Source organism: Roseibium sp. ROS1, assembly GCF_054658215.1.
Map to the genome: position 1 here is coordinate 1,087,422 of NZ_BAAGIG010000003.1, position 26,093 is coordinate 1,113,514.

The following is a 26,093-nucleotide window of genomic DNA, read 5'->3' on the forward strand; positions in this document are numbered from 1 at the left end:
TGTTAACGGTTTTGCAGGATGCTTTCTGCAACTGTGCCGGACCAGAAAGGGCCGGACAAGCCGGGATCCGAAGCCATGCAGATTTCCATCGAAACCACCACGCAAAGCGCGAGCCTTTTTACGGCTTCCTTTTCGAATGGCGGCGCTGAAGGCCAGAAGAACGATCCCAAGGGCAACGCCTACGGCCACGAGATCGGCCAGCGGAATGGCCACGACAAGTCCCCCGCCGTCAATGCTCTGGAAGCAGCCAGCAAACAGGCCGAGGAAGACGCGGTCGTGATCGCCGCCCTTCAGGATGCGGTCGAAAAAGGCAAAGGCAAGGACGACGACAAGGAAAAGGACGGCTCGCTGGCGACCGTTGAGGACTATCAGAAGACTGCCGGCAAACTGAAGGTGGCTCTTGGTGAAGAGGAAAGCGGCTCTTCGGCGAATGTCGCCTATGAAAGCGCGACGATTTCAACGACCACCATTGAAGCCGAAATCGGTGGTGAAACCGTTTCCGCGCAGTTCGTATCCTTCGAGCGGGTGTCCTACGACAGTGAAACCGGGCTGTCCGTCCGCTCCGCAAACGCCTCTTCCATCGAAGGCAACTTCGACAACGGCTCCTTCAGCTACCAGAGCGCTGCCGTCAGCGAGCTTTATGCAGGCACCGGCGACCAGGTTTCGAACCTCCTCGGCCTGGTAGCCTGAGCAGGCAGCCCTTCCGCGTACGCTCCGGTTGGGACGTGGGCTGGACCGGACTGCCGGATCAAGTCCGGCAATGAAGCAGGTAGAAAAAGCCAGATCTGACACCTGACTTAAAAAGGGGAGCCGAAGCTCCCCTTTTCCATGCCTTACGCCTTTTTCAGGTAGGCGACGATGATGTCCAGAGCCGCCTGAAGGTCACCCTTGTCGATCATTTCAGTGACCGTGTGGATGTAGCGGGTGCCGACGACGATGCCGATTGCCTTGGCACCGGCAGCCGCCTGCTGGGCAGCCGCGCCGTCCTGGCCACCAGCCGCCAGCATGGTGCGCTGGAACGGGATCTTTTCCTTGACCGCAATGGCTTCGATTTCCTTCACCAGATCGCGGTCCGCGATGAAGCTGGAATCCTTGACGTGCAGACCGAAGCCTTCGCCCTGCACCGTGGTGCGGTCCTGCTCGGGAACGCCCGGCGTGTCGCAGGCAAGCGTGGTATCGATGCCAAGCCCGATGTCCGGCGCAATGGCGAAGGACGCGGTGCGCGCGCCGCGCAGGCCGACTTCTTCCTGGCAGGTGAAGGCGACGTGAATTTCGCAATCATGCTTGGCCTTGCCCAGACCTCTGATCGCCTCGATGCCGAGCCAGCAGGCGATACGGTTGTCGAGCGCCTTGGAGACGACCTTGTCACCGATCTCGATCAGCGGCTCGTCCATGGTCACCATGTCGCCGACCTTGACGATCTCCTTGGTCTTTTCGCCAAGGCCCATGTCGATGACGAATTCCTTGGGCTCCGGCACCTTCTTGCGCTCTTCCGGAGAAGAGATATGTATCGGCTTGCCGCCCGGGTTCATCACACCCTTGAAGTCGCCTTCATCGGTAGACACCAGCACGCGGCGGGAGAACAGGTTGCGGGCATCGAAGCCACCAACCGGCTGCACGTGAACGAAGCCCTTGTCCGTGACATGTGAGACCAGAAAGCCGATCTCATCCATGTGGCACAGAAGCATGACCTTCTTCGGGGTTCCCTTCTTGGAAGCCTTGCGGCTGTCGCGGCGGCAAAGCAGCGAACCCATCGGGTCGACGGTAACCTCGTCGAACAAGCCCTTGATTTCCGCCTGAATCAGGTCGCGGACCCGGTGTTCGTGACCCGGTACACCCGGCGTTTCGCAAAGTCGGCGAAGCAGATCGATATTCATGGAACTTCCTGTGAAGGTTGGAAAATCGGCACGATCCTAGTCCGAAAGACCGCGCGGGATAAAGAGCCAAGACAGATTAGTTCGAAAAGAGAGGCTTGTTGCAGGTGCATGGCCTGCGATAAGCCTCGGCAGGAAACCGCATCCCCCATGCGAATCCTGACAGACCGTTCCGCCGTTTCCCGGCACAGCCCTTCAATGCGAATGGAAAGGTTTTCTTCTTTGACCACTCTTTTGTCCGGCACCGTCCATGTCGAAACGCGCGCCGTCACGGTCGGCAACTCCACCGTTCACGTTCGCTGCTGGACGCCTGAAGATCGTTTGCCCGGCAAGGTGCCGGTGCTCCTTTTTCACGATTCTCTTGGCTGTATCGCCCTCTGGCGTGATTTTCCCGAACGCCTTGCCGTGGCCAGCGGACGGGTCGTGATTGCCTATGACAGGCCCGGCTTCGGCCAGTCGTCGGTGCGCGAAGACATCCTGCCCGCAAGCTTCATTGCGGATGAAGGCAGCACGGTTGTGCCTGCGCTGTGCGAGCAGCTGGACCTCACGCGATTTGTTGCCTGTGGGCACAGCGTCGGTGGCGGCATGGCGGTGCATACGGCCGCACAGCATCCCGAGAAGGTCACGGCCCTGGTCACGATTGCCGCTCAGGCGCTTATCGAGGACCGCACCCTGGAAGGTGTGCGCGAAGCACGCACCGCGTTTGCCGATCCCGGCGCGTTCGACAGACTTGCGCTCTATCACGGCGACAAGGCGCGCTGGGTGCTGGATGCCTGGACGGAATCATGGCTTTCGCCCGCCTTCGCCCATTGGTCCCTTGACGATGCGCTTGCCGGTGTCCGCTGCACCACCCTTGCGATCCACGGCGCACTGGACGAATACGGATCAACCCGCCACCCGGAACACATCGCCAATAGCACCGGCGGACAGAAGGTCATCCTGGAAGGAAGAGGGCACACGCCTCACAGGGAATGCCCGGACCTGCTGGTTGAAACCATCTCCAGTTTCCTGGTGAATATTTCGTGATCCAGCACCCGGGCAGGCTGCTGGCCGTCGCAAGAAAAGGAAAACTGCGGTCGGTCTTCGCAGATTAGCGAAGTCGGTTTAACTTCTTGCTCGCCAATTTCGAAAAATCGTCCGCCTGTTTTTCGCTTTGCCATTGCAGTGTCGCAATTGATGACAACATTCTAAAGGTAAGCAAAAAGCGTCTCCCGTCTTCTCGGAGAGATGTAGCGCCTTCCATTGCGACGATCCCGGGGAATCCCATGACCCAGAAAAAACGTTTTATTCTTTCCATTGACGGCGGCGGCATTCGTGGCCTCATTCCGCTTCGGCTGCTTGAGACACTTGAAAGCCGATTGAGCCAGCGCGGCGTTAGCGAGCCGCTGCACCAGGTTTTCGATCTGATGGCCGGTTCTTCTACCGGCGGCCTGATTGCTGCAGGCCTATCCGCACCACGCCCAGGCGGCACCGCCGGCGCACCTGCCGCGACCATTGATGAGCTGCGCAGCTTCTTCGAACGCGACGCGCGGGAAATCTTCAAATCATCAATCTCGGCCCGACTGGCCAGAACCGTCACCAGTTCGCTTGGCCTGTTCGATGAAACCTACGATCCGCGGCCGCTGGAAAAGCTGCTGAAGGAACGCTTCGGCTGGACCTCCATGGCCAGTGGCCTGACCCATCTTGTCCTGACCGCCTACGATCTGGAACAGCGCAAACCCGTATTCCTGACAAACGGCCTTGAAGCAAGCAGCGGCCGGCCGGACGACTACTACTTCTGGCAGGCTGTGCGTGCGACCACCGCCACCCCCTCGTATTTCGAACCGGCACGCGTTGAAAATCTCAGCCGCCGGCGTGAGGAAGCCCTGATCGATGGAACGGTCTTCATGAAAGACCCGACAGTGGCAGCGTATCTGGAAGCCCGCAATCTTGGCTGGGGCGACGATGAGATCGTCATCCTGTCGCTTGGCACCGGCAGGGCACCGGCACGGTCGTTCCTTTACAAGGACGCCGTTGGCTGGGGTGCCCTCGGCTGGCTGCAGCCCTCCAAGGGCGCGCCGCTGATGTCGATCCTGGCCGATGCGCAAAGCCAGACAACCTCCGATCAGGCACGGCAGCTCTTTGCAGAACTGCCGAACGTGACCTATCACAGGCTCGACGCCGATCTTCCACCGGAAGCCGAAGACATCGACAACGCCCGTCCCGGCAACATCATCACGCTGAATGGTGCTGCAGACAGGGTGATCCGCGACAACACGGTTTTCCTCGACGCGTTCGCCGACATGATCGCAGCGCATGTGGATAATAGCGAATCGGATGCGGAAGCACCCGATTTGGTGCATGCTGCCTGACGAGTGAGGTGATCGTCGCGGCGGGAGCAACGACGGCGGAACACCCAGACTGGCGCACGAGGTTTCGACGTGAGAACGGGGAAAACAGGCAAGCGAAATCGCTGGGCACCTTCGGTGTCCGGCTTCATGGCATTTGCAGCCGCGTTCCAGGTATCCTGTCTCGTTGCGTCAGCCGCGCCGGTACCGACAGCCAAACCGGCCGATCCCGTCTCCGAGGACTATTCGCCGACCGTCGAACTGGTGGCCGGTGTGCCTGTCCCGGTAAAGAAACGCGATGTTCCGGAAGGCTATGTCGCGAACAAGCCCAAGCTGGTGCTTTATGGGGACCAGCCAGCACGAGACTATTTCGGCGCCGCCACTGGACCTGCTCAACTGAAAGCCCGCTCGATCGGATCCTACGCCAAGGGTTGCCTTGCAGGCGGAGCTGAATTGCCGACGGATGGCCCGACCTGGCAGGCAATGCGTCTGTCGCGCAATCGCAATTGGGGCCACCCTGTCCTGATCGACTATCTCAAGGATCTGGCCAGCGATGCCCCCAAGGTCGGCTGGAACGGTTTGCTTGTCGGCGATATCGCGCAGCCGCGCGGCGGGCCGATGACATCCGGCCATGCCAGCCATCAGATTGGCCTCGATGCCGATATCTGGCTGACGGAAATGCCGAACCGGCGCCTGACCGCTCAGGAACGCGAAGACATCTCCGCTATTTCGATGCTGATCGGTCCGATGGACGTCAAGGGTGCAGACCGGCGTGTCGACCCCAGGAAATGGTCAGATGACCATGCTCGGCTGATCCGGCGCGCCGCATCCGACCAGCGTGTTGCACGCATCTTCGTCAGCCCGACGATCAAGAAGGCTCTGTGCGATTTCGAGAAAGGCGGCAACCGCGCCTGGTTGCGCAAGGTACGACCGTGGTGGGGACATCACTATCACTTCCACGTACGCCTTTCCTGCCCTGCAGGCAGTGCCGGCTGCAAGAACCAGAACCCGCCGCCCCCGGGCGATGGCTGTGGCGCGGACCTTGCCTATTGGCTGTCCGACGAACCCTGGGTTCCCAAAAATCCCCCCAAGCCCGGAGAACCTCCGAAAGTGGTCAAGAAACGGCCCATGGCCCTGGCAGCCCTGCCGAATGACTGCCGGTCGGTGCTGACGGCCAATTGAGACCGGCTGGGTGACGCCTAGGCGTTCGGCGATTGCATCGGCCCCAGAACCCTGGCAACGAAGACCAGATCCAGCCAGCGGCCGAACTTGGTGCCGGCTTCCGGCAGACGGCCGGCAACATGAAAACCAAGTTTCTCGTGAAGGGCGATGGAGGCAGAATTGTCCCCGTCGATGACGCCGACCAGCACATGTAATTTCATGTCGGCGGCAATTTCGACCAACCGCTCCAGAAGCGCCTTCCCAATGCCGCGCCGCTGTGCCGCCGGGTCGACATAGACGGAATGTTCCGCCGTCAGACGGTACCCTTCGCGAGGCCGGAACGGCCCGAAGCTGGCGAACCCGAGAACAGTATCTGCATCGTCCACGGCCACCAGAACCGGCAGCCCCTGCTTCACCCGGCCTTCGTACCAGGTCAGCCTGTCGTCCAGCGTTTCCTCACGATTTGTCCAGGCAGCCGTCGTCTCGCGCACAGCCTGGTTATAAAGCGCCAGGATCGACGGGACATCCTTCGGTTCTGCATTACGGATCAACATCATGCTCTCTTGTCAGGCTGCTGGACACATCAGTGCCGATACAATCTAGATCACACTTTGAGGTTGATTTGCCACGACAAATGTCACCTGCGGGCTACGTCATTTGCCGGAGGCGCCATATCCCTGCCGGAGCGGCGAAACCCGGCATTCGCCCGAGGGTGCAAAAAAGCACCGGAATTCAACGCCCGAAGGCTTCAATCTACTAGGCGAAATCGAATTGCAATGGTAAAGGGGCGGCCATGACGACGAAGAAGCTTTCCAACATCCGCAACTTTTCCATCGTGGCTCATATCGATCACGGCAAGTCGACGCTGGCCGACCGCCTGATCCAGATGACCGGCACGCTGACCGACCGCGAAATGACCGAGCAGGTGCTCGATTCGATGGACATCGAACGCGAGCGCGGCATCACGATCAAGGCGCAAACAGTGCGACTGATCTACAATGCCAAGGACGGCGAACAATATACGCTGAACCTGATCGACACGCCGGGCCACGTGGACTTTGCCTATGAAGTGTCCCGCTCGCTGGCGGCCTGTGAAGGCTCGCTGCTGGTGGTCGACGCCTCTCAGGGTGTGGAAGCCCAGACGCTCGCCAACGTCTATCAGGCCATCGACAACGATCATGAGATCGTCACCGTCCTCAACAAGATCGACCTGCCTGCGGCCGAACCGGACCGCATCAAGGAACAGATCGAGGACGTGATCGGCATTGATGCGTCAGAAGCCTGCATGATCTCCGCCAAGACCGGTCTTGGTGTCGACGACGTGCTGGAAGCGATCGTTTCCAAGCTGCCGCCTCCGGAAGGAGACCCGGAAGCGACACTGAAGGCGATGCTGGTCGACAGCTGGTACGACACCTATCTCGGCGTGATGGTGCTCGTCCGTGTCATCGACGGCTCCCTGAAGAGAGGCCAGAAGATCAAGATGATGGGTACGGGCGCTGCCTATGATGTCGACCGCGTCGGCGTCATGACCCCGAAATTCCTGCAAGTGGACGAGCTGAAGGCCGGCGAGATCGGCGTCATCACCGGGTCCATCAAGGAAGTGGCCGACACCCGTGTCGGTGATACCATCACCCTGGAAAAGAAACCCTGCACGGAAGCCCTTCCGGGCTTCAAGCCGGCTCAGCCGGTCGTGTTCTGCGGTCTCTTCCCGGTCGACGCGAACGACTTCGAGGATCTGCGCGCTGCCATGGGCAAGCTGCGCCTCAACGATGCCTCGTTCTCGTTTGAAATGGAAACATCCGCAGCTCTCGGCTTCGGCTTCCGCTGCGGCTTCCTCGGTCTGCTGCACCTGGAAATCATCCAGGAACGGCTCTACCGCGAATTCGACCTCGACCTGATCGCGACCGCGCCGTCGGTGGTCTACCAGATGTCCCTGACGGACGGTGCGGAGGTCGAACTTCACAACCCGGCCGACATGCCGGATGTGGTGAAGATTTCCGAAATCCGCGAGCCCTGGATCCGCGCAACCATCATGACGCCGGACGAATATCTGGGCGGTATCCTGAAACTGTGCCAGGAACGGCGCGGTCTTCAGATCGACCTGTCCTATGTCGGCTCCCGCGCGATGGTGACCTACGACCTGCCGCTCAACGAAGTCGTGTTCGACTTCTACGATCGCCTGAAGTCGATCTCCAAGGGCTACGCATCGTTCGACTATCAGATTTCGGACTACCGGGCCGGCGATCTGGTCAGGATGTCGATCCTGGTCAACGAAGAGCCGGTGGATGCGCTTTCCGTGCTCGTGCACCGCAGCCAGGCGGAACGCCGTGGCCGCGCCATGTGCGAAAAGCTGAAAGAGCTGATCCCGCGGCACATGTTCAAGATACCGATCCAGGCAGCCATCGGCGGCCGCGTGATCGCCCGCGAGACCATCTCCGCCCTGCGCAAGGACGTGACTGCCAAGTGTTATGGCGGCGACGCCACCCGTAAGCGCAAGCTGCTTGAGAAGCAGAAGGCCGGCAAGAAGAAGATGCGTCAGTTCGGCAAGGTCGAGATCCCGCAGGAAGCCTTTATCCAGGCCCTGAAGATGGACGAGTGAGAAACCGATTGGCGCGCCGCGCCAATCCCAGCAAGGCCTTGCCATGAGTATTGAACAGACCCTTTCCGACCGCGCCGGCAACGTTTGCGAGTTCTGCGGCGCTACCGAAGCGCTGCGGCCGCTGGATGTCGGCCCCGATACGGATGGCACGGCCGAAATGGCGGTTCTGGCTTGCACCACATGTGCCGACCAGATTTCAGGTGCCGCCGATATCGACCCGAAGCATTGGCTCTGCCTCAACGAAGCCGCCTGGAGCCAGGTTCCCCCGGTTCAGGTTGTCGCCTACCGCATGCTTTCCAGAATGCGCGACGAGAGCTGGGCGCGTGATCTTCTGGACATGCTGTATCTGGACGACGAAACGCTTGCCTGGGCCAAGGCCGGCCTTGGCGGCAGCGCGGGCGAAGGTGACGACGGCGTGGTCCACAAGGATACGCACGGCGCCGTTCTTGCCGCTGGCGACACGGTGACATTGATCAAGGATCTCAAGGTCAAGGGCGCCAACTTCACCGCCAAGCGCGGCACCGCCGTGCGCAACATCTCCCTTGTTGCGGACAATGCCTCCCAGATCGAAGGCCGCGTGAACGATCAGCGGATCGTCATCCTGACGGAGTTCGTGAAGAAGGCCTGATCAGCTCGTTTCTGAGCTGATCAACACGCCCTGGGAGAGCGCTTACGCCGCCTCCCGGAAGACCTGAAGGATAGCCGAAACAATTGTCGGGTCTTCCCGGCAGAAGAGCGTCATCCTTGTTTTCGGCAATTCTGGCAGCCGATAGAGTTCCCCGACTTCGCGACATCCCTCCGGAATATTTCGCCGGTCGAGACAGGCAATGCCGAGCCCTGCGCTGACCGCCCCCTGTATGGCACCGACACCGGTGCCGGTGAAGGCGTCTTCAAAAACGATCCCCGCATCCTTGAGCGTGCCAGTTGCCAGGCGCCGGAGGGCGCAGGTTTCCGAAAGCGCCACCAAGGGGAACGGGGTACCGGTTTCCCAGGTGAAATCCCTGGCGGCTGTCCAGACGAGATTTTCTTCGAACGCCACATGACCCGTGCCCTCGACGTCCTCGGAGCGCACCATGATCGCGCTGAACAGACCTGCCTTGAAGTCGTTGTACAGCGTATCCGAATAACCGACCGCAACATGGAGACGATGTTCCGGCAAGGCCTTGCTGAGGGATGCGATAATCTCCGGGAGGCGGCCTCCCGCGGCGTGATCGCTGATACCGCACCGAAGCCGCTTTTGAACGGAAGGACCTGAAACGCGGGCCGTTACCCTGTCATGCAGGTCGATCAGACTGCGGGCGTCACTTAAAAAACGAGCACCGAAGCTCGTCAATCGGACGGACCGGGGCGATCGGCTGAGCAAGGAGCTGCCGAGACGGTCTTCCAGTTTCTTGATCTTGACGCTGACAGCAGACTGGCTTGCCCCCGTCATCTGCCCTGCCCGGGTAAAGCTGCCTGTTTCGGCAACACGAACAAAAGCGCGCAAGAGATCCATGTCGAGATCGGTCATGCAATCATTCTAATTTATGATTTTTGAAATATCAAAGATTTGTTTCTGTTATCTTTGATGCCGCAATAAGGTTGGCAGCATCACCGAATGACGGAGGACAAGATGCCGCTTACCAATGTTTCCCTGCTGAAAGGCTCCAGGACCGCTGCGCAGAAATCAGCAATCCTGGACGAGATCTATCAGGCAATGCGCGAGACCTTCGGCGTGCCGCAGGACGACAAGTTCATGATGATCACCGAACATCCACGCGAAGATTTCCTGTTCGGCCGCCACTTCATGAATATCGACCGGTCGGATGATCTGATCATCATCCAACTGACCGTCAGCGATACGCGCAGCGTCGACCAGAAGAAAGCGCTGTTTGCCCGGATCGCAAAGGGCCTGGCCCGCGAAGTCGGCATCCGTTCCGAAGACATTTTCATCAACCTGGTCGAGACAAGGCTTGAGAACTGGTCGTTCGGCCATGGCGTCGCGCAATATGCCGACAGGCAACCGGTCGCCGTTTGATCCGAACCGGACAGGAAGCCGGTCGACCTGATCACCAGGCAAGATAGCGAACGCACTAAAATGCGGTATTGCCTCCCAAAGACAGAAACGGCGCCGGGCTTGCCGCCCAGGCGCCGTTTTCTGGTTTGGAAGTCTTGTCCAACCGGCCTGTCCTTGCGGTGGGTCGATCGGAAGGTTTGGGGACCGGCCTTTCAGCCGGTCTTCAGCCTTAGCGCCGGTTGAGCGGAAGGTCGGCCAGTTCACGCTGGGACATGCGCACGATTGCCGGATGGGACATCGGGTCGGTGCGGTCATATGCGGAAGCCGGACGAGCCGTCAGGTGTCGGCGCATAAACAGTTTCATCATGAGTTTCATTCTCCTTATTATTGTTTTTTGCATGGCCAAATTCCTTCTTTGAATTTAGCTATGCTCCTTATATAGACGCCACTACTCGCTAAAAAAATCGACTTATTCTGATTTTCAGTTTAGCTTTTCTAAAATGAAAAACCTCAATCGCATTCACCTCTCCGGTCTTCGCGCCGTGGAAGCCGTCGCCCGGTTGGGCTCTGTCAAGGCGGCCGCGGACGAACTCGGCGTAACCGTGGGCGCCGTCAGCCAGCAGGTTCACAAGACCGAGGCCCAGCTTGGCGTGCAGCTGTTCGACCGGCAGAACCGTATGCTGTTGCCAACCGCTCATGTGCTTGCAATGCAGCCACATCTGACCAGCGCCATGTCCTCTCTTTCGACCGCGATCGCCACCACCCAGCGCGGACGGGAAGATGCGCTGACGATTTCGGTTGCCCCGGTCTTCGCCGGAAAATGGCTGGTTTGGCATCTCAAGAACTTCAACAAGATGCATCCGGGGATCCGGGTTCGGGTGGAAGCGACGGTGGACCTGGTCGATCCGGACATGAGCGATGTCGATCTGTGTATCCGTGTCGGCAAGGGACCCTATCCGGGCGTCAAGGCAGAGCAGTTGCTGCACCAGCGGGTGTTTCCCGTCTGCAGCCCGGCGCTAGCCAGACAGATCAAGGAGCCGAAGGACATCGGCAAGCTGCCGATCATCCGTGACCCCGGACAAATGTTTACCTGGAAAACCTGGCTTGATCTCTTCGGCCTCGATGAGAGCATCCTGCAGGATGGCCCGACCTTTTCAGACGGTTCGCTGTGCCTGGATGCGGCAATCGCCGGCCACGGGGTGTTTCTGGCCTGGGAAACGCTTGCGGTTTATGCAGTGAAGTCCGGCCAGGTGATTGCCCCCTTCCCCGAGCGCCCCGCCACGGGCAGCGCCTACTGGCTGGTCAGCGGTAAAAACGCCCCTCAGACAAAGGCCAAGAAGGCTTTCGGCGACTGGTTGCGGGAGGAGCTGCAAGGCTCCATCGGCAGACCGAAAGGAGCCGATATGGTGGAGGCGTAAGCGTTTTTCGCTCATCGCGCACCTCTACTCAGCACTTGCAATGGATTTGCCCAGTATGTCGGCCTTCACGGCGCCGCGTGTGCCCATTGGCCGGTCCGGACCGACGGTGCTGTCGCGGCGGGTCTGCGCTTCCATCTCGCCATTCAACTCGGCCCCGAGCAAGATGATATACGCCGAAATCCAGAGCCACATCAGCAGGATGATGACGCCGGCAAGGCTGCCGAACGTTTTATTGTAGCTGGCAAAGTTCGCCACATAGACCGAGAACCCGTAGGACGCGGCAAGCCACAGGAGGCAGGCGATGACCGCGCCGGGCGTGATCCATTTCCATTTGGCATCGGTTCGAGACGGCCCGAACCTGTAAACGAAGGAAAGACCGGTGACGGTCAGAAATCCCAGGATGATCCAGCGGGCCGATGACAGGACCTTCTCCAACCAGTCCGGCAAGGCGAGATAACTGAAGACAACCGGCAGGAGAAGGGCGGACACCAACCCCAAGACCAGAGCGAAAACAAGCAGGATCGTCATCACGAAGGTTCGGGCTTTCAGCGCAATGAAGCCCCGCTTCTCAACCTCGTCATAGGCGATGTTAAGCCCTTCCATGAGGCTGGCCATGCCCTTGGAGGTGGAATAGAGCGCGATGCCCAGGCCGATGACGAAGGCGAAGCCGAGCCCCGCATTCTCGCTGCCTGCTACATCTGCGGCCTGCGCCAGAATGATTTGCGACGCCTCCTTCGGCAGAAAGTTCTCGATCATTTCAAGCTGACGGCTGACCTCGACAGGTTCAACCACAAGCCCTGACAGCGCCGTGAACGCAGTTATGGTCGGGAAGATCGCAAGAAGACCGTAGAAGGCAACGCCGGCGGCAATCAGGTCGATGTGGTCGCGCTGGACCGCGTTCCACACCCGGTAGCTGATATCCAGCCAGCCCATTGGCGGGATCTTTTCCGGACTGCCCGCATCTCTTCCACGTGCCATGTTACCCCCTCAGTTGCCTGCCCACGCCCTTCTGTCCACGGACGTTGGCAAACAGCAGGGAGTTCAAAGGTAAACGCCCGGGAGGGGATTGAGTTCCGGTGCCTGGGGCTCGCCGCTACGCATTGGCCAGATTGAGGCGCAAGGCTGCCTCTCCTTTTCCGCTTGCCAACGCCTCGCCTTTCGCTACATTGACGCCCCATGAGCGACCTTACCGCACATATCCGCCGTTCCGGCCTTTGCAGTGGCTCTCAGCCTCTTTCCGGGATCGACGTGCGCCTCATCGAGCTGCAGGGCCCCGCCTGCGGTCGATTTACGCGCTAACGCGCTTTAATTCCGGCGCTTTTCTTCTCTTCGGGAACTCACGCAATAATGCGCATGAGGCCGTGGCAATCACCGCCATTATTCGCTAAAAGACCCCGACTTTCTGTTTCGACACCTCCGCGCGCACCGCGCGAACCGACGACCGAGTACGCATGTCCAACCTCGACACACTTGAATCCGATCTTCTGGCCGCCATCGAAGGCGCCGGGACCGAAGCCGCCCTGGAAGACATCCGCGTTGCCGCCCTTGGCAAGAAGGGCTCAATTTCCGAGCAGATGAAAACGCTCGGCAAGATGACGCCTGAAGAGCGCCAGGTGATGGGCCCTGCCCTCAACGGCCTCAAGGCGAAGGTCACCGACGCCATCGCCGCCCGCAAGGATGTGCTGGCGGAAGCGGCCCTGGAAGCACGGCTGGCTAGCGAGAAGGTGGATATCACCCTGCCGCTGCGCGCAACACCGGCGGAGACCGGCCGTATTCACCCAGTCAGCCAGGTCATCGACGAACTGACGGCGATCTTCGCCGACATGGGCTTTTCCATTGCGGAAGGTCCGGACATCGAGACCGACGAGCTGAACTTCACCGCGCTGAACTTTCCAGAAGGCCACCCGGCGCGCGAGATGCACGACACGTTCTTCTTCAATCCGAAGGAAGACGGCGAACGGCTGCTGCTGCGCACGCACACCTCGCCGGTGCAGATCCGCACCATGCGCAATCAGGAACCACCGATCCGCGTCATCATTCCGGGCCGGACCTATCGCTGCGACAGTGACCAGACCCACACGCCGATGTTCCACCAGGTGGAAGGCCTCGTGATCGACAAGGACAGCCATTTCGGTCATCTGAAATGGGTGCTGCGGGAATTCTGCAAGGCCTTCTTCGAAGTCGACGACATCAAGATGCGCTTCCGCCCGAGCTTCTTCCCGTTCACCGAACCGTCCATGGAAGTCGACATCCAGTGTGACCGGTCCGGAGGCGAAGTGAAGATCGGCCAGGGCGAAGACTGGCTGGAAATTCTCGGCTGCGGCATGGTTCATCCGAACGTCATCCGCAACTGCGGCCTCGACCCGGATGTCTACCAGGGTTTTGCCTGGGGCATGGGGATCGATCGCATCGCGATGCTGAAATACGGCATGCCGGACCTGCGCGCCTTCTTCGACGCCGACGTCCGCTGGATCCAGCATTACGGCTTCCGCCCACTCGACCTGCCGACACTGTTCGGCGGTCTGTCCAGTTAACCGCCTGAATTTGGGGGCGCCATCATGTCATTGCTGATCCGCATCGTTCTTGCCGCCATGCTGACCGTTGCCGCCCTGTTGCCGGCAGCCGCGCAGACCAGCGACCAGGAAACACGCGTCGCGACACCGACCTCGTTCCTCGAGGCCTGCGCGGACAAGATCGAGAACCGGGGCCGGCTGCGGTTCTGCGACACCTACTTCCGGGAGAAGCTGGGCACCGAAGCCGATGCGCTGCTTTATCTCCGTGACCGGATCACGCGTCTGCGTGCCGGCCACGAGGCAAGCTCGGCCGAGAAGTACCAGAGCTTCCTGCAGGCAATCTATATCGTGGCGTTCCTGACCATTGCTTCGATCGTTCTGATCGCCAGCGACCGGCGGATCGGCGGTACCGCCAAGTGGGCCGGCTTGACCAGCACCGCGGCCCTTCTGGTGATGGTGTTGATTGTCGCCATGGGCTGGCTCGGCAAGTACCGGGCCGAATATGCGGCCCAGGTCGAACTCGGCATCCTGCGGGACCGGATCGAGACGGAAGCTGCCCAGGCGATTGCCACCAAACAGCAGATCACGCCGGAGATCGTGCGCGGCTGGACCCGCGACTTTTCCGACATCGGCCGCCGCTTTGCCGAAAACTACGGCGCTGCGACCATCATTCCCGAAGTGGACCGGCTCGGCAACTGAGGCCTCCACGTCCCGTTTCGCGGTCCTGAGACCGCACCAAGTTTGAAGAGATCGAAAGATGAAATTCACCCTTTCCTGGCTCAAGGAGCATCTGGAAACCGACGCCAGCCTGGAAGAGATCGTTGAACGTCTCACCCTGATCGGACTGGAAGTCGAGGAAGTCACCAACCGCGCCGACCGCCTGAAGCCGTTCCGAATCGCAAAGGTTCTGGAAGCCGAACAGCACCCGAATGCCGACCGGCTGCGCGTCCTGAAGGTTGACACCGGCGAAGGCGACCCGGTGCAGGTTGTGTGCGGTGCGCCGAATGCCCGCGCCGGCCTTGTCGGCGTGCTCGGCAAGCCGGGCGACTATGTTCCCGGCCTTGATGTCACGCTTTCCGTGGGCAAGATCCGCGACGTGGAAAGCTTCGGCATGATGTGCTCGGAGCGCGAGCTGGAACTTTCCAACGAACATGACGGCATCATCGATCTGCCGGCGGATGCGCCGGTTGGCATGGCCTATGCCGAATGGGCCGGCCTGGATGAGCCGGTCATCGAAATCGGCCTGACGCCGAACCGTCCGGACTGCACCGGCGTATACGGCATTGCCCGTGATCTTGCCGCAGCCGGCCTCGGCAAGCTGAAGGAACGCAGCAACGAACAGGTTCGCGGCAGCTTCCCCTGCCCGGTCGACGTGACGCTCGATTTCGGCGACACCAAGCCGATGTGCAAGGCCTTCGGCCTGCGCCTAGTCAAGGGCGTGAAGAACGGCCCGTCGCCGAAATGGCTGCAGGACCGCCTGACCGCCATCGGCTTGCGTCCGATCAACGCCCTCGTCGACATGACCAACTACATCACCTTCGATCAGGGCCGGCCGCTGCACGTGTTCGACGCCGACAAGGTTCACGGCAATCTGGTTGTCCGCCGCGGCAAGCAGGGCGAGAAGATCGACGGCCTCAACGGCAAGAGCTACGAGCTCGATGACACGATCTGCGTCATTTCCGACGACAACGGCGTTGAAAGTCTCGGCGGCATCCTGGGCGGCGAGCCTTCCGGCTGCACGGAAGAGACTGTCAACGTGCTGATCGAATCCGCCCTTTGGGACGAGGACGACATTGCCGCCACCGGGCGCAAGCTCGGCGTCAATACGGACGCACGCTATCGTTTCGAACGTGGTGTCGATCCCAACTACATGATGCCGGGTCTGGAATATGCCACGCGCATGGTCGTGGACCTGTGCGGCGGCGAGGCGTCCGAAACGGTGCAGGCCGGCTCCGTGCCGGATACCAGCAACATCATCGATTTCCCCTATTCGGAAATCAGGCGCCTGTCCGGCGTCGATGTTCTGCCTGCTGAAGCAAACGTCACCCTGAAGTCGCTCGGTTTCTGGATCTCCGGCGCTGGTGACACGGTCAAGGTGGCCGCGCCAAGCTGGCGGCCGGACATCGAAGGCAAGGCCGACCTCGTGGAAGAGGTGGTGCGCATCATCGGTCTGGAGCGTGTTCCGTTCACACCACTGCCGCGCACCGGTACCGTCGGCCAGAAGGTGCTGACCACCGGACAGATCCGCCGCAACAAGGCGCGCCGCGCACTGGCCGCCCGTGGCTTCAATGAAGCGGTTACCTGGTCGTTCATTGCCAAGGATCACGCTGAACTCTTCGGTGGCGGCAGCGCTGCGCTTGCGCTGGCCAATCCGATTTCCAGCGAGATGTCCGACATGCGCCCGAGCCTGCTTCCGGGCCTTTTGTTGGCGGCACAGCGCAATGCCGACCGGGGCTATGGCAACGTCGCCCTGTTCGAAGTCGGTCAGGTGTTCGAGAACGATACTCCGGAAGGCCAGAAGATGGTCGCAACCGGCGTGCGCCGCGGGTCTGCCAAGCTTCAGGGTTCCGGCCGGCACTGGTCGGGTGTTTCCCAGGCCGTTGACGTGTTCGACGCCAAGGCGGACGCCGAAGCAGCGTTGGCGGCCATCGGCGCACCGGTAGACAAACTGATGGTGTCTGCAGATGCCCCGGCAACGTTCCACCCGGGCCGGTCCGGCTGTCTCAAGCTTGGCCCGAAAAACGTTCTGGCGGTGTTCGGTGAAGTTCACCCGCGCACGCTGCAGCTGCTCGACATCGAAGGACCGCTGGTCGCATTCGAGATCTTCCTTGATGCGCTGCCTGAACCCAAGGGCAAGGGTGGCCGTTCCAAGGGCGCCCTCAATGTCAGTGGCCTCATGCCGGTTCAACGCGACTTCGCGTTCCTTGTCGGCAAGGACATTTCGGCCGAGGCATTGCTCAAAGCGGCTCGTGGCGCGGAAAAGACGCTGATCAGCGATGTCACGCTATTCGACATTTACGAAGGTCAGGGTGTGCCGGAAGGCCAGAAGTCAGTCGCCATCGACGTGACACTGCAGCCGCGTCAGAAGACCCTTACGGACGAGGAAATCGACGCCGTGGCAAAGAAGATCATTGCCAATGTCGAGAAAGCAACCGGTGGCACGCTGAGAGGCTGAACCGGCGTTTCACAAGACTGGAAAAAGGGGCTGCGCGAACACCATCGCGCGGCCTTTTTACTGGCGGGCCTGCCCCATCTCTGCACAGACAAGGACGGAACATTTCGGGTTGTCCTTGGTCGGCACGAATGTCGGCCGCACCGTCTGGCCCGAGAAACACTGGTTCCGGCCGACGACAAACCGGTCGAACTTGTAAGGGCCTGATTTCAGATTGATGCCCCCGAATCTCTTGATCAGGTCCTGCGTCTGGTCACAAGTCAGTTGCGTGGTATCGGGCTGACGCCTGGTTTGCGCTTCCGCCTGCAGCACAGGGACAAGAGCCGCACACATAAACAGGCCTGCCTGAAGTGCGGACTTCGCAATTAACAGTTGTTTTCTTGTATTATTCTCGTTCATCGCAAGGCCTTTCCTGAGTATTCAGGCGAAGTCATGTATTAAATGGCTATGATTTCCAGCAGTAGGTAATCCGTATTTCATATTTGTGAAACGGTTTCCAAATGCAACACAGCGCTGCCCCGTCCGCGCATGAAATAGCAAGAAAAGCCTGCAAGGCGGTTAAGACTTGTGCCTCTTTATCCTGTTTTTGCAGAAGGATCCCGTTTACCGCTGCGTCCGGTTCTGGAAACACCTGTAGCCGACGGAGCACTGCGGATTGTCTCGCGTGGGAGCAAATTTCGCACGGACCTGCCCCGTTTGCGGCCGGCAATAGCTGCCGTTTGCAACGAAGCGGTCAAAGGTCGACTGGCCGGTCGTCAGGACGATGCTGCCGCTTTTCCTGACCAGTTCCTGAGCCTGGGCACATGTCATCGAACGCGTGTCCGGGCGCCCGGCCTGGGCCATGGCCGGTTCTACGGCGGCAGTGACCCCGAGCCAGGTAAACGCCAGGAAGCCGAAACATGCGTTTCTGGAAAGTCGGTTCACATGACGTCTCCTGTTGAAGTCCGGGAGGGCAACCGCCCTGGATACGGCTCAGTCATACCGCCAGGGTTGGGGATTGATACAGCGAAGCACGTAGCATTTCGCATTGTCCCTCGTTGGAATGTAGTCCCGGCGCGTGACCTCGCCATGCTGGCAGTAGCTCCGGTTGGCCACATACCGGTCGAACGTATAGCGCCCGGTGCTGAGCACGACGGCCCCACGCTGATTGATCATGGACTGAACCTGTCCGCAGGACATTGCGGTGGAATTCGGCCGTCCGGATTGGGCCGCGGATGGCAAAGCGGTGACAAGCACCGCCCCGCAAGCGGCCAGTGCGGCTATCATTTGTGTGCGTGGCAAGAGGTACATCGGCAATTCCTGAAAAGACCAAACGTCTCCGAAGGAGATGGCGCCTACCTGCTTCATGTCAAGTCGGTGCCCCTCATCCGGTAGCGCGCGTATCTGCGGAGGACACATTCGCGTGCATGATCCCCATCATGCACGGCGCGCGATACGTTGAGAATCGGATAGGTTGCCCCTTCGCGAAAAGAGGATCCGGAAATGACCGCCGATTTGCAGATGGATGTACGCGACGCAAGGCTGGGCGATCCCTATGCCGCCAGTGAGGAGACGCGGCTGGCAGGTCTTGAGCAGATCCTCAGGACCGTGCCTCATGTAATGGAAATCCTGACCACCGTCCGCAACCTTGCCCTTCCTGATGCCTGGCTGGTGTCGGGCGGTATCTACCAGACTGTCTGGAACGTCCTCACCAACCGCCCCCTGCTGCACGGCATCAAGGATTTCGACATCATCTATTTCGACGGAACCGATTTATCCTACGAGGCTGAGGACGCTGTTATCGGCAAGGTCAACCAGGCCTTGCCCGACTTGGCGAGCCTTCTGGAAGTGAGAAATCAGGCTCGTGTCCACCTGTGGTACGAGAGCCGTTTCGGCAGGCCATACCGCCCTCTCGACTGTGCCATGGATTCGCTGACGACCTATGCCTCGCGCACCCATTCGGTGGCGGCACGGCTCGAAGAGGACGGGCGCATGGTGTTGCATGCGCCTTTCGGCCTTGCCAACCTGTTCGGCATGCGGCTGGTGCCCAATTACACACAGCCGAACCCGGAAACCTATGCGGAAAAGGCGGCACGGATGAAGGCCCTCTGGCCGGAGCTGACAGTCATTCCCTGGGACAATGCCTGAGATGTCAGCGCTGCTCTGTTAGCGTACCGGTTATCACCCTGCCTTGCGGGTGGCTTCATTGTGTTGTCCGGCTTCCATGTGCCACGAACCACTCGCTTGTTCCGAAAGCAGGCGAGCGCGTATCAGACCGCGCACGGAATTGCCGACGTAGACTTCCTCGGCCTCCTGCAGATCCTGAAGCGTAAGGTCTGCCTCGCTTGCCAGACCACGTTCCAGAAGCCCCGCCCGGAAGGTGCCGGGGAGAAGCCCGTGACGAAACGCAGGCGTCTGCAAGCTGCCGTTCCGCTTCAAGAAAAGAGTGGTGTAGCTGCCCTCGGTGAGATAGCCGTTCTCGTTCAGGAACAGCACCTCCTGGCAACCGGTTTCCGCCTGATACCGCTGGCGCGTGTCATCGTAGAAGGCCCGGTTGGTGGTCTTGTGGAACAGGAACCTGTCTGTTGACCAAGTGGTTTCTTGCGCAATCACCAGATTGAAAACGGCCTCCTGACCGGCCGGCGGAAGATCCGTCGACGTGACCGAAATGCCGCCATCCGCCGACAGCAACAGCCGCACACGCCTGGAACCGGCAAAGGTGCGAACATGCTGCAGAAGCTCTTCACGCACGTCTTCTTCGCGGTAAGGAAAGTCGAAATAGGCCGCTGAGGCCTGCAGGCGCTGCATGTGCCGTTCCAGAAGCAAATAGCCGTCGCCCGGGTGATAAGCCAGCGTCTCGATCAGATCGAAGCCGGGCGTGTCCTCGCTCATGAACCTCAGTTTCAGGGTACATTCGTCGTATTCGGGAGACGCGCCACTGTCGAAGATCACACCGGACCCGCTTCCCGCTTCTCCGCTGCCGTCGTTTCGCAGCACCAGCGTCCGGATGGCGACATTCAGCCGGAAATCGCCTCCAGGCGCGAGATAGCCGATCGAACCGGTGTAGACGCCACGCGGGCCGGTTTCCAGATCCTGGGCAATCTGCATGGCGCTGAGTTTCGGCGCTCCCGTGATCGAACCGCAGGGGAAGAGATGTTCGGCGATGCGTGCAAAGCCGACGTGATCAGGAACTTCAGCTTCGACCGTCGAGGTCATCTGGTGAAGGCTTTGGTAGCGCTCCACCTCGCACAACTTGGTCACCTTGACCGTGCCGGTGTCGGCGATGCGCGACAGGTCATTGCGCATCAGATCGACGATCATGGTGTTTTCGGACCGCTGCTTGGGATCACTTGAGAGCGTGCGCGCAATCGTGGCGTCCTCGGAAGCGTAACGCCCTCGGGGCGCGGTGCCCTTCATGGGTTTGGTCCGCAGGCAGGTGCCCCGGCGCTCCAGGAAGAGTTCCGGCGAGAGAGACAGGATCGTCCGGTCTTCAAGACGCAGGAAAGCGGCAAATTCCACCGGCTGGCGACGCAGAAGGGTCTGGAAGATCCGTTCAGGAGCCCCCTGGTGCCGGAACCGCGCGCGCATGGTCAGGTTGACCTGATAGATGTCGCCCTTCGCCAGATGGTCGCGGACGCGGGCAAAGGCCGTATCGTAAGCGGCCCTGTCCATATCGAACTCCGGCTTGCCGATGGCAGCCTCGCCGTCGCCAGCCACGCTTTCCAGCATAGCTTTGGCTTCGTTCAGACCCAGTTCCGCCGGCGCACCATACAGCCCGAACCAGAGCAACGGCTCTTCTGTTTGATGAAACCGTTGCCGCAGCTTTTCCTCGAAGGCAAAACCCAGTTCATAGGCAAGGTAGCCTGCCGCATGGCGCCCGTCCGTCTGGGCGGCCTCAAGCTGTTCGAGGCAGCCCTGAACCTCCTCGAGCCGGGAGCAAGTGATCACCTCATCCGGCGCCTGAAACAACAGCGCAGACCGCTGCTTCAACAGGTCCAGCAGCAGGACCGTTCCGGGCGCGAAGGAGGATGCAGGCATCGTTTGGCGTCAGTGTCCGCAAGGGTGAAGAATGCTGCCAGCGTGGCACGTTTTCATTCGCTACGCTGGTTCGTTAGGGGCGGCTCATGGCATTCAAGCGACATCAGGTCAAGCATGCAGGACAGGAGAGCACCCCAAGAACGAAAAAACCGGCGGACTGGCCGCCGGTTTCAGAAGATCACGATCTGTTGCGGCCGTACTCTCAGGCCGCGACATCCTTCAGGAAGGCGGTGATTGCCCGGCGCATGTCCTGGGTCTCCAGATCGAGGGTTTCGGCCGCCTCGACCATGGAACCGACCGAGTGGCTGGTGCGTTCGACAGATTCTCGCACACCGTCGATGTTGTTTGCAACCCGTCCTGTGCCGTCCGCGGCTTCCGCCACATTGCGCGAGATTTCCTGGGTCGCCGCGCCTTGTTCACCGACGGCGGCAGCAATGGCGGCCGTATAGCTGTTGACCTCGTCCATCGTCGTCGCAATCACTCCGATGGATTCCACCGCGTCCTTGGTTTCCGCCTGGATCGCCGCGATCTGGGCGCCGATTTCTTCCGTTGCCTTGGACGTCTGTGTCGCCAGTTCCTTCACTTCGGCAGCAACAACCGCAAAGCCCCTGCCAGCTTCGCCCGCGCGGGCCGCCTCTATGGTGGCGTTGAGAGCCAGAAGGTTGGTCTGTTCGGCAATCGCCTGGATCAGCGTGACGACCTCGCCGATCCGATTGGCCGCATTCGCAAGGCCCGCGACCTTGCTGTTGCTGGTTTGCGCATTTTCCGTCGCCCGGTTGACGATGCCGGTGGTCTGTTCGACCTGGCGCGAAATCTCCGCGATCGAGGACGACAGCTCTTCTGCGGCGGAAGCAACCATCTGCACGTTTGAGGACGCCGTTTCGGACGCATCCGATACGGAGCCTGCACGCGACGAGGTGTTTTCGGCAACGGTTCCCAGCTCGGTTGCGGCATCCCGCATTTCGCGCACCTTCAGGCCGACACCGTCCAGTTTGGCAGCGATATCACTTTCAAACGCCATGATGCGTTCGTTGATGACCTTCTGCTTGGCGCGCTCCATCTCGTCATTTTCAGCGGTCCGGTGCTGCAGCACCATTGCCTGGGCGCGAGCGGCCTCGGCCTCCTCGCGTGCCTTGTCGGAAGCGGCAAACGCTCGTGCAAGACTGTCGGTCATCCACCAGAGTGCACCGACTTCCGCAACCACGACAAGCGCATGAAAGACCACGCGGCTGAAATCCGCCCCACCGGGGAAAACGGCCCAGGACATGGCGAAATTCAGGACAAGGTGGTGCACGGCGACGACGGCTGCATAGGCAACCAGCGCCCGCCAGTCGACCCAGCTGGCCAGGATCGCCAGAACGGCGAAGAAATACATATGCGCGTCGAGCTGATAGGTGATCTGGCCATCCGGCGTCGCCAGAGCGGCCACGAACAGGGCAACCAGCCCGGCAAGGGACATGGAGGTGGCAAGACGCGTTTCGACGCCGGCTCCGAACTTGATCCATGTACCGGTGGCCGCAACACCCAGGAGCAAGGCTGCTCCGCAAACCGCCACGAGCGAAACATAGCCTACCCACCAGGCCGTTCCCATGACCAGGAAGACATTCACCCAGATAAAATGGATCAGCATCCGCGCAAACTTCTGCCGGAACTGGTCCAGACCGGAAAGCTGAACCGACATCTGATCCGCTTGAGACATTTCCACACCGTTCATTTCAACTGCTCCAGGGAGACACCGCTCAATCGCGCACAGGCTTGCGCGATGAAGGAAGACGCCACAAACCCGGCGCCTGACCGGTAAAGATTTGCGATGGACTGTTGTTCACCGGCTTCGGTGAGCGCCACCCAGCTTCTGTCCCCGACGAACAGTACCGGGCCACCCGATCTGGCGATGACACTGACCGCGCTTTCACCCCAGGGCCATGCGAATACCGCGACCGGCCCTTCGCGCGCTGGCATCAACGAGCCGACGAGCATCAACAGGCAGCTGGCCAGGAAGTATCCGGTTGCAAAAATTTTTGCCGAACGGCTCACGAAGTCGATCCTTAAACGCCCATGCGTCAGGTCAATCCTCGCAGCGCAAATTTAAGAAAGCCTGAAACTTCCCTAGAGTACTGAAGGATATAAGCTATCTACGAAATTGTACTTATGTAGATCCTGACTTTCTTGACCCGCGACAGCTGGCTTTCAATATGGGCGATCCTGGCAAGGAAACGACTGAGACACTGCCGGCCTCAAGAGCCGGAGAATTCAAAAAGACGGGGCAGCGCCGTCACTGGCACTGCCCCGTCTTGAACTCAACTGGAACCAAGCTAGCGATCGGACAGCCTTCAGGCGGTCTGGCCCAGCCCGACCGGGCACGAGATGCCCGTGCCGCCGATCCCGCAATAGCCGGCCGGGTTCTTGGCCAGATACTGCTGATGGTAATCCTCGGCGAAATAGAAGGTATCCAGCTCCCGGATTTCCGTCGTGATGGTGCTTGCCACGCCGCCGGCCTTCAGGGCGGCCTGATAGGCTTGCCTCGACTGTTCGGCACCGGCAAGGTCGTCGCCTTCGCTCACGTAGACGGCCGAGCGATACTGGGTACCGGTATCATTGCCCTGGCGCATGCCCTGGGTCGGGTCGTGATTTTCCCAGAAGACCTTCAGAAGATCTCCGAGGGAAATCTCCGCCGGGTCATAAACGACCAGGACCACTTCCGTGTGGCCCGTGCGCCCGGTGCAGGTTTCATGGTAGGTCGGGTTGGGCGTATATCCACCCGCGTAGCCGACCGCGGTGACATAGACACCGGGCAGTTGCCAGAACAGGCGTTCAGCGCCCCAGAAGCAGCCCATTCCGACCACAAGGGTTTTCATGTTGTCCGGATAGGGGCCTGCGAGCGGTCGCCCGTTGACGAAATGCGGCTCAGCCGGCCGGATCGCCTCGGAACGCCCCGGAAGGGCCTCGTCCTTGGCCGGCAGCGAAAATTTCTTGGTCAGCATCGTCATGAACGACATGGCTATCTCCCGCACACGCCGAGAAAGCCTCTCGAGGATGCCCCGGGAAGCAGTCGGCTTATTTCAGGAGCTAATGTGGCGCAGCTGCGCCCGCTTTCCAAGAGGCCCGTCACGCAACGGTGTTCGCGTGTGAGCGGAAACTGCCGTTTTGCGACACCTCGTCTGGTGCTGCAAGAAACCGCGTCAGGCGTAAAGCGCACGCTGTCTGCGGCGCTTGGCTCCCAGCCAAAGCAGCGCCAGGCCGATCGGAGCGAAGACCGCCCAGACCGGCCAGGTCAGGACAGTCTCTTTCAAGGTCTGCCAGACCGTCGGGTCAAAAGACGCCACGATGTGGGCTTCCGCCATTTCGAGAGAGGCAGGCGACAGGTTCTGCCAGACCTGGCCAAGTTGGGCCAGACGGATTTCGGACAGGGCAATGGAAGAACTGGCATCAGAAATGCCGGCAATAATCGCGACGGCGACAAAGCCGTAGCCGAGGATGCGGAATAAAAACTTCAAAACACTGATCATTGCTTTGCTTTCAGCTTTGCCAAAATATTAAACGGAGCGCTCGCTCCAGTCAGGCCTTCAAATATTAGCCGCCGGATGTTGAGCATTCCTTTAGGGTAATATCACCCCGCGCAGGAACAAGATTTGATATTCAACACATTCTTGTGACTTTGGTTCCCGGCTTTCGCAAGTGCTTTCGTTTCAAATGCTTCGAAATAAATTCAGGCAGCGCGGTAGTTGCAGTGCAGCATTTCCCCAATACGCAAGCACAAAGCCGCCTGCTCAGACTTGTGTCACACCGTGGCCGCCTCGTCTCCCCGGCCTATCGCAACGCCGAACCCCAAGCGAGGCTATCTTCCCGCACAGAGACTAAGCCGTGCCATGATCTTGCCGGCGAGACGTCTCTCGACCCTCGAAAACACCAGACGCTGATTCTGCGCGGCCATACATGCGCCCGGCCAGCCTCCAGCCCCAGACAAACCGCCTTGGTACTGCCACGACAGGAAAGATTTTTTCGGTCCAGGCATTGCCGGCTGCATGGCACGTTACAGCCGTTTTTTGCAGCTCGTCCGAGCCCCGCAACCCCTCGACAATCCACAGCGGCGAGGCACCGAAAAAAAAACTTGTTCAAGTGCTTGCACTTGATCGCGCCATGGGTATATTGCGCCCCACTCAAGCGGGTGACGCTTGCGACGGACAGGTGGCCGAGTGGTTGAAGGCGCACGCCTGGAACGCGTGTATACGGGCAACCGTATCGAGGGTTCGAATCCCTCTCTGTCCGCCATTTCTCTTTCCAAGACATTGAAATTTTTTGTTTTTAAGGTTGGCCATCGCTCAACCCATCATTCTGGCCGTGGCAGGCCCGGTCTTCCCACAATCAGTCCAAATTATGCTCATGCCGCGCTATTTCCGCTGCAACCTGAAGCATCGCTGCTTATCGCTTGAGGCGTAGGTGGCAACCAAGACGCACGCAGCGTGCCGGAGACCGAGGCCCGCATTATGTGTCAGCGCCTGGCGAGCGAAGAAGGCATCTTCGCCGGAACATCGACTGGAATAAACGTGCTGGCAGCAATCGAACTCGCCAAAGAACTCGGACCGACCGCCACCGTCGTTACAGTCGCTTGTGACAGCGGCCTCAAATACACGAACGGAGTGTTGTTCAACAGTTCGCGGTCAATCACTTCTTAAGTGGCTTACCTCTTAAAAGACATCGAATGTTAGCTGCTGGAACTCAAATCAATTCCCGACAAGAGTTGCGCTGCCTATGTCTGCTTCAGGGAAACCTGCATACGGAACTAAACGACCTATGTGGGGCCGCGAAGCCGCCATTGAACCAATCTTAGGTGAATGTCCGGAATCGGCCGTTTGTGTCGACCAGCACCACGAGGTAGCGATAGGCGCGTCACGACGGCGAAAGGCTGCCTGGAGCCCGAAATGACCGATGCTGCACTTTTTGACAATGTCTGATTTTTTCGCAACTGCACACCCGTCAAGAACCAGTTGCTCTGAGGTGTGGGGATGCGGTGTTCCG

The 26,093-nt window shown here is 60.0% G+C and carries 25 protein-coding genes, 1 tRNA gene and 1 pseudogene; 14 read left to right on the forward strand and 13 right to left on the reverse strand.

Going from position 1 to position 26,093, the window contains the following annotated elements; all coding sequences use genetic code 11:
* The first annotated feature begins 18 nt into the window (after positions 1-18).
* Positions 19-690, forward strand: a complete 672-nt coding sequence (locus ACYQ6M_RS21130) for a hypothetical protein (RefSeq protein WP_460075387.1) — start codon at positions 19-21, stop codon at positions 688-690.
* Positions 691-833: 143 nt separating this feature from the next.
* Here ACYQ6M_RS21130 and ACYQ6M_RS21135 read toward each other — a convergent pair whose 3' ends face one another.
* Positions 834-1,877, reverse strand: a complete 1,044-nt coding sequence (locus tag ACYQ6M_RS21135) for a M42 family metallopeptidase (protein WP_022999695.1) — start codon at positions 1,875-1,877, stop codon at positions 834-836.
* A 219-nt stretch (positions 1,878-2,096) separates the two neighbouring features.
* On the opposite strand from ACYQ6M_RS21135, the gene ACYQ6M_RS21140 reads away from it, so the two are divergent.
* The 3 genes from ACYQ6M_RS21140 to mepA all read left to right on the forward strand — a co-directional run bounded on the left by ACYQ6M_RS21140 (position 2,097) and on the right by mepA (position 5,383).
* Entirely contained in the window at positions 2,097-2,900 is an 804-nt protein-coding gene (locus ACYQ6M_RS21140; protein ID WP_460075389.1) for an alpha/beta fold hydrolase, read from the forward strand.
* A 239-nt stretch (positions 2,901-3,139) separates the two neighbouring features.
* Complete coding sequence (locus ACYQ6M_RS21145) at positions 3,140-4,225, forward strand: patatin-like phospholipase family protein (RefSeq protein ID WP_022999692.1); 1,086 nt, start codon at positions 3,140-3,142, stop codon at positions 4,223-4,225.
* 126 nt (positions 4,226-4,351) lie between these two features.
* Positions 4,352-5,383 (forward strand): penicillin-insensitive murein endopeptidase, encoded by a 1,032-nt coding sequence (gene mepA, locus ACYQ6M_RS21150; RefSeq protein WP_022999691.1) that lies wholly within the window; start codon positions 4,352-4,354, stop codon positions 5,381-5,383.
* Positions 5,384-5,400: 17 nt separating this feature from the next.
* On the opposite strand, the gene ACYQ6M_RS21155 is transcribed toward mepA, so the two are convergent.
* Complete coding sequence (locus ACYQ6M_RS21155) at positions 5,401-5,916, reverse strand: GNAT family N-acetyltransferase (RefSeq protein ID WP_031268885.1); 516 nt, start codon at positions 5,914-5,916, stop codon at positions 5,401-5,403.
* A gap of 239 nt (positions 5,917-6,155) precedes the next feature.
* Between ACYQ6M_RS21155 and lepA the strand changes: the two genes are divergently transcribed.
* Positions 6,156-7,961, forward strand: coding sequence for a translation elongation factor 4 (gene lepA / locus ACYQ6M_RS21160; RefSeq protein ID WP_022999689.1), 1,806 nt, complete (start codon positions 6,156-6,158; stop codon positions 7,959-7,961).
* Between the two features lie 43 nt (positions 7,962-8,004).
* Positions 8,005-8,589, forward strand: a complete 585-nt coding sequence (locus tag ACYQ6M_RS21165) for a PhnA domain-containing protein (RefSeq protein ID WP_460075393.1) — start codon at positions 8,005-8,007, stop codon at positions 8,587-8,589.
* Between the two features lie 42 nt (positions 8,590-8,631).
* On the opposite strand, the gene ACYQ6M_RS21170 is transcribed toward ACYQ6M_RS21165, so the two are convergent.
* Positions 8,632-9,471, reverse strand: a complete 840-nt coding sequence (locus ACYQ6M_RS21170; protein ID WP_460075394.1) for a LysR family transcriptional regulator — start codon at positions 9,469-9,471, stop codon at positions 8,632-8,634.
* 102 nt (positions 9,472-9,573) lie between these two features.
* Here ACYQ6M_RS21170 and ACYQ6M_RS21175 point away from each other — a divergent pair, with 102 nt between their 5' ends.
* Entirely contained in the window at positions 9,574-9,978 is a 405-nt protein-coding gene (locus tag ACYQ6M_RS21175; protein ID WP_031268883.1) for a tautomerase family protein, read from the forward strand.
* 208 nt (positions 9,979-10,186) lie between these two features.
* On the opposite strand, the gene ACYQ6M_RS21180 is transcribed toward ACYQ6M_RS21175, so the two are convergent.
* The gene (locus ACYQ6M_RS21180) at positions 10,187-10,324 is read right to left on the reverse strand and encodes a hypothetical protein (protein ID WP_167579506.1); all 138 of its coding nucleotides are present in this window, start codon (positions 10,322-10,324) and stop codon (positions 10,187-10,189) included.
* A gap of 133 nt (positions 10,325-10,457) precedes the next feature.
* Between ACYQ6M_RS21180 and ACYQ6M_RS21185 the strand changes: the two genes are divergently transcribed.
* The gene (locus ACYQ6M_RS21185; protein WP_460075396.1) at positions 10,458-11,375 is read left to right on the forward strand and encodes a LysR substrate-binding domain-containing protein; all 918 of its coding nucleotides are present in this window, start codon (positions 10,458-10,460) and stop codon (positions 11,373-11,375) included.
* A 24-nt stretch (positions 11,376-11,399) separates the two neighbouring features.
* On the opposite strand, the gene ACYQ6M_RS21190 is transcribed toward ACYQ6M_RS21185, so the two are convergent.
* On the reverse strand, positions 11,400-12,353 hold the full coding sequence (locus ACYQ6M_RS21190; protein ID WP_055657403.1) for a YihY/virulence factor BrkB family protein: 954 nt from the start codon (positions 12,351-12,353) through the stop codon (positions 11,400-11,402).
* Positions 12,354-12,826: 473 nt separating this feature from the next.
* Here ACYQ6M_RS21190 and pheS point away from each other — a divergent pair, with 473 nt between their 5' ends.
* From pheS to pheT, 3 genes are read left to right on the forward strand one after another with little or no spacing between them, the layout of a single operon-like run.
* Positions 12,827-13,909, forward strand: a complete 1,083-nt coding sequence (gene pheS, locus ACYQ6M_RS21195) for a phenylalanine--tRNA ligase subunit alpha (RefSeq protein WP_168686433.1) — start codon at positions 12,827-12,829, stop codon at positions 13,907-13,909.
* A gap of 24 nt (positions 13,910-13,933) precedes the next feature.
* A complete protein-coding gene (locus ACYQ6M_RS21200) occupies positions 13,934-14,587 on the forward strand; it encodes a hypothetical protein (RefSeq protein WP_022999681.1) in 654 nt (217 codons plus the stop codon).
* A 58-nt stretch (positions 14,588-14,645) separates the two neighbouring features.
* Complete coding sequence (gene pheT, locus ACYQ6M_RS21205) at positions 14,646-17,063, forward strand: phenylalanine--tRNA ligase subunit beta (RefSeq protein WP_460075398.1); 2,418 nt, start codon at positions 14,646-14,648, stop codon at positions 17,061-17,063.
* A 57-nt stretch (positions 17,064-17,120) separates the two neighbouring features.
* On the opposite strand, the gene ACYQ6M_RS21210 is transcribed toward pheT, so the two are convergent.
* The 3 genes from ACYQ6M_RS21210 to ACYQ6M_RS21220 form a co-directional block, all read right to left on the reverse strand.
* The gene (locus ACYQ6M_RS21210) at positions 17,121-17,459 is read right to left on the reverse strand and encodes a hypothetical protein (RefSeq protein WP_145915833.1); all 339 of its coding nucleotides are present in this window, start codon (positions 17,457-17,459) and stop codon (positions 17,121-17,123) included.
* A 204-nt stretch (positions 17,460-17,663) separates the two neighbouring features.
* Positions 17,664-17,984 carry a hypothetical protein gene (locus ACYQ6M_RS21215; protein ID WP_460075400.1) on the reverse strand — a complete coding sequence of 107 codons (321 nt, stop codon included), beginning with the start codon at positions 17,982-17,984 and terminating at the stop codon, positions 17,664-17,666.
* 48 nt (positions 17,985-18,032) lie between these two features.
* Complete coding sequence (locus ACYQ6M_RS21220; RefSeq protein ID WP_201030427.1) at positions 18,033-18,407, reverse strand: hypothetical protein; 375 nt, start codon at positions 18,405-18,407, stop codon at positions 18,033-18,035.
* 135 nt (positions 18,408-18,542) lie between these two features.
* On the opposite strand from ACYQ6M_RS21220, the gene ACYQ6M_RS21225 reads away from it, so the two are divergent.
* Complete coding sequence (locus ACYQ6M_RS21225) at positions 18,543-19,187, forward strand: nucleotidyltransferase family protein (protein WP_168686434.1); 645 nt, start codon at positions 18,543-18,545, stop codon at positions 19,185-19,187.
* A gap of 33 nt (positions 19,188-19,220) precedes the next feature.
* Here the strand turns inward: ACYQ6M_RS21225 and pabB are convergent, their stop codons facing one another.
* From pabB to ACYQ6M_RS21250, 5 genes are all read right to left on the reverse strand, one after another.
* The gene (gene pabB, locus ACYQ6M_RS21230; RefSeq protein ID WP_460075402.1) at positions 19,221-21,077 is read right to left on the reverse strand and encodes an aminodeoxychorismate synthase component I; all 1,857 of its coding nucleotides are present in this window, start codon (positions 21,075-21,077) and stop codon (positions 19,221-19,223) included.
* A gap of 202 nt (positions 21,078-21,279) precedes the next feature.
* The gene (locus ACYQ6M_RS21235; RefSeq protein ID WP_460075405.1) at positions 21,280-22,791 is read right to left on the reverse strand and encodes a methyl-accepting chemotaxis protein; all 1,512 of its coding nucleotides are present in this window, start codon (positions 22,789-22,791) and stop codon (positions 21,280-21,282) included.
* Entirely contained in the window at positions 22,788-23,111 is a 324-nt protein-coding gene (locus ACYQ6M_RS21240) for a hypothetical protein (RefSeq protein ID WP_022999673.1), read from the reverse strand. The genes ACYQ6M_RS21235 and ACYQ6M_RS21240 overlap by 4 nt, the downstream gene beginning before the upstream one ends.
* 296 nt (positions 23,112-23,407) lie before the next feature.
* Positions 23,408-24,073, reverse strand: a complete 666-nt coding sequence (msrA, locus tag ACYQ6M_RS21245) for a peptide-methionine (S)-S-oxide reductase MsrA (protein WP_162493105.1) — start codon at positions 24,071-24,073, stop codon at positions 23,408-23,410.
* 183 nt (positions 24,074-24,256) lie between these two features.
* The gene (locus ACYQ6M_RS21250; RefSeq protein WP_370197652.1) at positions 24,257-24,583 is read right to left on the reverse strand and encodes a hypothetical protein; all 327 of its coding nucleotides are present in this window, start codon (positions 24,581-24,583) and stop codon (positions 24,257-24,259) included.
* Between the two features lie 673 nt (positions 24,584-25,256).
* Here ACYQ6M_RS21250 and ACYQ6M_RS21255 point away from each other — a divergent pair.
* Positions 25,257-25,346, forward strand: a tRNA-Ser gene (locus ACYQ6M_RS21255).
* Positions 25,347-25,534: 188 nt separating this feature from the next.
* Positions 25,535-25,750: pseudogene (locus ACYQ6M_RS21260) on the forward strand (pyridoxal-phosphate dependent enzyme); the annotation flags it as partial.
* Between the last annotated feature and the right edge of the window lie 343 nt (positions 25,751-26,093).

Excerpts from the sequence above, each read along its gene's own strand:
- ACYQ6M_RS21130 (WP_460075387.1), top strand. The coding sequence starts at position 19 with ATGCTTTCTGCAACTGTGCCGGACCAGAAAGGGCCGGACAAGCCGGGA.
- ACYQ6M_RS21145 (WP_022999692.1), top strand. The coding sequence starts at position 3,140 with ATGACCCAGAAAAAACGTTTTATTCTTTCCATTGACGGCGGCGGCATT.
- ACYQ6M_RS21200 (WP_022999681.1), top strand. The coding sequence starts at position 13,934 with ATGTCATTGCTGATCCGCATCGTTCTTGCCGCCATGCTGACCGTTGCC.
- ACYQ6M_RS21190 (WP_055657403.1), bottom strand. The coding sequence starts at position 12,353 with ATGGCACGTGGAAGAGATGCGGGCAGTCCGGAAAAGATCCCGCCAATG.
- pheT (WP_460075398.1), top strand. The coding sequence starts at position 14,646 with ATGAAATTCACCCTTTCCTGGCTCAAGGAGCATCTGGAAACCGACGCC.
- ACYQ6M_RS21220 (WP_201030427.1), bottom strand. The coding sequence starts at position 18,407 with ATGAAGCAGGTAGGCGCCATCTCCTTCGGAGACGTTTGGTCTTTTCAG.
- ACYQ6M_RS21180 (WP_167579506.1), bottom strand. The coding sequence starts at position 10,324 with ATGATGAAACTGTTTATGCGCCGACACCTGACGGCTCGTCCGGCTTCC.
- ACYQ6M_RS21170 (WP_460075394.1), bottom strand. The coding sequence starts at position 9,471 with ATGACCGATCTCGACATGGATCTCTTGCGCGCTTTTGTTCGTGTTGCC.
- ACYQ6M_RS21135 (WP_022999695.1), bottom strand. The coding sequence starts at position 1,877 with ATGAATATCGATCTGCTTCGCCGACTTTGCGAAACGCCGGGTGTACCG.
- ACYQ6M_RS21155 (WP_031268885.1), bottom strand. The coding sequence starts at position 5,916 with ATGTTGATCCGTAATGCAGAACCGAAGGATGTCCCGTCGATCCTGGCG.
- ACYQ6M_RS21185 (WP_460075396.1), top strand. The coding sequence starts at position 10,458 with ATGAAAAACCTCAATCGCATTCACCTCTCCGGTCTTCGCGCCGTGGAA.
- mepA (WP_022999691.1), top strand. The coding sequence starts at position 4,352 with ATGGCATTTGCAGCCGCGTTCCAGGTATCCTGTCTCGTTGCGTCAGCC.
- ACYQ6M_RS21210 (WP_145915833.1), bottom strand. The coding sequence starts at position 17,459 with ATGAACGAGAATAATACAAGAAAACAACTGTTAATTGCGAAGTCCGCA.
- ACYQ6M_RS21235 (WP_460075405.1), bottom strand. The coding sequence starts at position 22,791 with ATGAACGGTGTGGAAATGTCTCAAGCGGATCAGATGTCGGTTCAGCTT.
- ACYQ6M_RS21250 (WP_370197652.1), bottom strand. The coding sequence starts at position 24,583 with ATGATCAGTGTTTTGAAGTTTTTATTCCGCATCCTCGGCTACGGCTTT.
- msrA (WP_162493105.1), bottom strand. The coding sequence starts at position 24,073 with ATGTCGTTCATGACGATGCTGACCAAGAAATTTTCGCTGCCGGCCAAG.
- ACYQ6M_RS21165 (WP_460075393.1), top strand. The coding sequence starts at position 8,005 with ATGAGTATTGAACAGACCCTTTCCGACCGCGCCGGCAACGTTTGCGAG.
- lepA (WP_022999689.1), top strand. The coding sequence starts at position 6,156 with ATGACGACGAAGAAGCTTTCCAACATCCGCAACTTTTCCATCGTGGCT.
- pheS (WP_168686433.1), top strand. The coding sequence starts at position 12,827 with ATGTCCAACCTCGACACACTTGAATCCGATCTTCTGGCCGCCATCGAA.
- ACYQ6M_RS21175 (WP_031268883.1), top strand. The coding sequence starts at position 9,574 with ATGCCGCTTACCAATGTTTCCCTGCTGAAAGGCTCCAGGACCGCTGCG.
- pabB (WP_460075402.1), bottom strand. The coding sequence starts at position 21,077 with ATGCCTGCATCCTCCTTCGCGCCCGGAACGGTCCTGCTGCTGGACCTG.
- ACYQ6M_RS21225 (WP_168686434.1), top strand. The coding sequence starts at position 18,543 with ATGACCGCCGATTTGCAGATGGATGTACGCGACGCAAGGCTGGGCGAT.